Source organism: Weissella sp. DD23 (assembly GCF_001579105.1).
GTDB lineage: Bacteria > Bacillota > Bacilli > Lactobacillales > Lactobacillaceae > Weissella > Weissella cibaria.
In genome coordinates this window covers 152,787-156,375 of sequence record NZ_KQ970394.1, presented here as the reverse complement: position 1 = coordinate 156,375, position 3,589 = coordinate 152,787, and the positions used below count along the sequence as shown (strand labels likewise).

The following is a 3,589-nucleotide window of genomic DNA, read 5'->3' as shown; positions in this document are numbered from 1 at the left end:
AGCCGGTGCTCGCGCCGGCGGAGTTTACCCAGGCGAATCTTTGGCGAAGTCACGCCCCAACCACCATGCCTCGTGCGAAAGCACGACACACTCACGCCAATTTAAAAACGAGGTCTAACCACATCGGCTAAACCTCGTTCTGCTATTTATTCTGGTAATGTAACCGTCACTTCAGCTGGCTTGGTTTCGACCAAGACATTTCCGTTGTGAACGGAATACAACAGTTCAGCACGTTCGTTCAAAGCATCGTACCAGTTCTTGGCGTTGAAAATCAAGAAGTTCGCTGGCTTGCCAACTTCAATGCCATAACTGTCTTGCACTTGCATCGTACGCGCACCATTCTTAGTAATAAAGCGGTACGAATTCATGATTTCTGTGTAACCCATAATCTGCGTTGCATGCAGTCCCATGTGCAAAACATCCATCATGTTACCGTTACCCATTGGGTACCAAGGATCCTTAATGTCGTCTTCACCAAAGGCCACGTTAATACCCTCAGCGTCCAATTCCTTCACACGCGTCAAGCCACGGCGCTTTGGATAGGTATCAAACCGACCACCGAGGTACATGTTAATCAATGGATTTGAGACAAAATTGATATCAGCCATCTTCAACAAACGCATCAACTTGTAAACATAGGCATCATTATATGACCCCATCGCTGTGGTGTGCGAAGCCGTCACTTTTTCCTTGAGACCCGTTTCAAGTGCCAACGTCGCCATTGTTTCCAAACCACGTGAAGCTGGATCGTCGATTTCATCCGTGTGGGCATCAACCAACAAACCATACTTTTGAGCCACTTCAAAGGCAAAGTGCAATGATTCAACCGAGTATTCACGGGTGAATTCAAAGTGCGGAATCGCCCCGATTGCATCAACACCCATTTCAGCGGCCTTGATCATCAATTCTTTACCACTTGGGAATGACAATATGCCTTCTTGTGGAAATGCCACCAGTTGCAATGTCATCCATGGCTTTACTTCTTCACGAACTTCCAGCAACGCCTTTAAGGCCGTTAGATTAGGATCCGTCACGTCGACGTGTGAACGCACGAATTGCAAACCATGAGCTGCTTGAATACGCAACGCTTGGATGGCCCGTTGCTTCACATCTTCATGTGACAACGTTTCCTTGCGATCTGACCAGATGCGAATCCCGTCGAACAAGGTCCCTGTTTCATTCCATTCTGGGTCACCGGCTGTCATGGTTGAGTCCAAGTGGACATGGGGGTCCACAAATGGTGGCACCATCAACTTACCGGCTGCGTCGATCACTTGCTCATCGGCTACCGCTTCTAAATGATTGGCAATGGCGACAAACTTGCCATCAACCACACGGACGTCTTGGGCTTGGTCCGCATTTTCAATAAATACTTGCTTAATGAGCATTTTTCTTCCCCAATTAATTCATGTTGTTAACTTTCAGTAGAGTATACCATATCGGACACCTGCCTCGACAGTCATTTCACAAATGATTCCTTGCATTCACCTAGCAGTTCGGACACAATATGGGGTAAAGGGGGAAATATCTTATGTTAAATATTGCTTACGTTGGTTTTGGTAAGAGTACCAACCGTTATCACATTCCCTACCTGATGCAACGGCAAGACAAGTTCCGAATTACTCGGGTTGTTACGCCAACACTTGGCAAGCGCCCTGCCGAACAGCAAGCACTTGAAGCAACAGGTACTATTTTCTCAACTGATTTAAACGACATCCTTGCTGATGACACCCTCGATTTAGTCGTAGTCGTGACACCAGCGCCGGCACACTACATCACTGCCCGCCAATTGCTTTTGGCTGGTAAAAATGTGATTGTGGACAAGCCGATGGTTGAAACATTAACCCAGGCGCAAGAACTAGTTGATATCGCTCGCGAACGCAACTTATTCTTCATGCCTTTCCAAAATCGACGCTTTGACAGTGACTTTTTAACGTTGCAACACGTCTTAAATGCCGGCTATGTGGGCCGACCAATCGAATTAGAAGTGCATATGGACCACTATCGACCTAATAGTGCGACAACCACTGGCGGTCCCATCGACGGTGCTTGGTACGGTCACGGTGTTCACTTAGTTGACCAAATGATTGCCCTGTTCGGTAAGCCAACCAGTGCGACCTACGACTTGCGGGCAACTCGTGAACTCGGTGCTAAAATAGATGACCAATTTGAAGTGAACCTCCACTACCCAGATGCATTTAAGGCCACTGTCCAAGCAACTGAACTCGCGACGGTCGCCTACCCGAAATGGGTGCTGCATGGTACCGCTGGAACGTACATTAAGTACAACATCGATCAGCAAGAATACGACTTGAAGGTTGGCATCATGCCGGGTATGCCAGGATTCGGGGATGATGCGCCCCAAGATTATGGCCAATTAACCTACTTCAACCCAAGTGGTGATCGCATTGAAAAGGTCATCCCCACCATTCACGGTGACTACGGCCGCATTTACGACGCTGCCTACGACAGTATCGTAAATAACGCACCAAAGTTGATTTCTGACAGCCAAATGCTAGCTGTTATCGAAATTTTGCAAGCAGGGTTCAACGAACCAGCACCACATATCGTCCAATTCTAACGGCAAAAAAGCACTCCGCAACATAATGCGAAGTGCTTTTATTTTTAATACCAGTTATTTTGTGCGCGGAAATTAATCGCATTGTCGATCGAACCGTAACGATCGTTGATGTAGTTCAACATCCCCGTCGTTTGGGTTTCAACTGAACCGGTACCCCAAGCATTCTTGGTTTGTCCAAGGCCTAAGTAGCCATTTGGTGAAACCGCATCTGGGTTACCACCTGATTCAGGCAAAACGATATTGTTCCAAAGCGCATCAGTTCCACCAGCTGCGATAAATTGATCGTAAACTGATTGCGTTGCGGCTGTTGTATCAGCGGTTGCTGTTTGAACAGGTGCTACTGCCGTAGTGTCAGTATCCGCTGACGTCGTATCTGAAGTTGCCACGGGCGTCGTTGTCGTATCAACTGCTGCTGATGCGTTAACACTCGTCAATTGTGCAACAGCATCTGAAACAGCTGCTTGTTGGACAGGCGTTGCACTTGCCAAAGTCGTCTCAGTTGCAGCCGTTGATGTCACATCTGAACTAGCCACGGCAGTCGTCGTGTCATCAGTAGCTACAGCACTATCAACCGTTGTATCGTTAGCGTCGGCTGATGATGCCGCAGTTGCAACTGATGAGGCAGCACTAGCTGTTGACCCTTCAGTTGCCGCTGAGCTTGCCACAACAACTGGCGTTACTGACGCCCCGGCTGCTGGCACAACTAGCACTTGGCCAATTGACAACATTGCCAAATCCAAAGTTGGATTAGCGGCCGTCAAAGCAGCTACGGTCACACCATTGGCCGCTGCAATACTTGAAAGCGTATCACCATCGACCACCGTGTAAGTCCCCGTTGTCGCCGTTGACTTAGGCGCTGTTGATGTCATTTGCTCCAACGCTGCCGATTCGGCGGGCGTTACTGGTGCGGCTGACACACTTGCCGCACGCTTTTCAGACGCTGACGACGCCGCAACTGATGTCAAAACATCGGATGCTGAACTAGCAGCTGCCGTTTGTTCAGTCGTT

At 48.5% G+C, this 3,589-nt stretch carries 3 protein-coding genes; 1 reads left to right on the top strand and 2 read right to left on the bottom strand.

Going from position 1 to position 3,589, the window contains the following annotated elements:
- Window positions 1–146 precede the first annotated feature (146 nt).
- Window positions 147–1,388: a cytosine deaminase gene (gene codA / locus WEIDD23_RS08160; protein WP_010370153.1), complete on the bottom strand. Its 1,242-nt coding sequence runs from the start codon at window positions 1,386–1,388 to the stop codon at window positions 147–149.
- A 143-nt stretch (window positions 1,389–1,531) separates the two neighbouring features.
- Between codA and WEIDD23_RS08155 the strand changes: the two genes are divergently transcribed.
- Window positions 1,532–2,581 carry an oxidoreductase gene (locus tag WEIDD23_RS08155; RefSeq protein ID WP_010370155.1) on the top strand — a complete coding sequence of 350 codons (1,050 nt, stop codon included), beginning with the start codon at window positions 1,532–1,534 and terminating at the stop codon, window positions 2,579–2,581.
- A 44-nt stretch (window positions 2,582–2,625) separates the two neighbouring features.
- Here WEIDD23_RS08155 and WEIDD23_RS12775 read toward each other — a convergent pair.
- Window positions 2,626–3,589: LysM peptidoglycan-binding domain-containing protein (locus tag WEIDD23_RS12775; protein ID WP_347474450.1), on the bottom strand; the 964-nt coding region annotated here is incomplete at its 5' end.

What these genes read in the sequence shown, in the direction of transcription:
- codA (WP_010370153.1), bottom strand. Translation starts at nt 1,388, where the DNA reads ATGCTCATTAAGCAAGTATTTATTGAAAATGCGGACCAAGCCCAAGAC.
- WEIDD23_RS08155 (WP_010370155.1), top strand. Translation starts at nt 1,532, where the DNA reads ATGTTAAATATTGCTTACGTTGGTTTTGGTAAGAGTACCAACCGTTAT.